Origin of the sequence: Bacillus sp. SIMBA_005 (genome assembly GCF_046535585.1) — a bacterium.
Lineage (GTDB): Bacteria > Bacillota > Bacilli > Bacillales > Bacillaceae > Bacillus > Bacillus pumilus.
The window spans coordinates 1-345 of record NZ_JAWRWI010000121.1; the positions used below are offsets into that span (position 1 = coordinate 1).

The window sequence follows — 345 nt, forward strand, 5'->3', positions numbered from 1 at the left end:
CTGCAACGAACCTTCCCGCGCCGAAGCGGATTCCGTAAGCCTGGGCGAATTTTGTAAGCATTTTATTTTTCGACAAAAATAAACATATGCTCCGCAGCAAGGATGAACTCCCTCCTTTTTCTTTTATTCGTGTATGAATTTCCGGTCGCAGAGAAAGCTAAAACACAAAAGCCATGCAGATTGCCAAGATATCATTCATATATCCATACAGACTCTGATGTCAAAGCAATGTATTATATTATCAAGATATTCAAACGGTTTTAATGAGTCACAAAAAGGATCAATAAAAATCACTACTTCTTCAATTGAGTTTTCGAGCTATAATTCCGCTTCTTCGTTACATTT

Annotated in this window: 1 pseudogene; it reads right to left on the reverse strand. The window is 37.4% G+C overall.

Annotated features, from left to right (window positions below):
* Positions 1-100 (reverse strand): annotated as a pseudogene (locus tag SB660_RS19395) (proline dehydrogenase family protein); the annotation flags it as partial.
* Positions 101-345 lie beyond the last annotated feature (245 nt).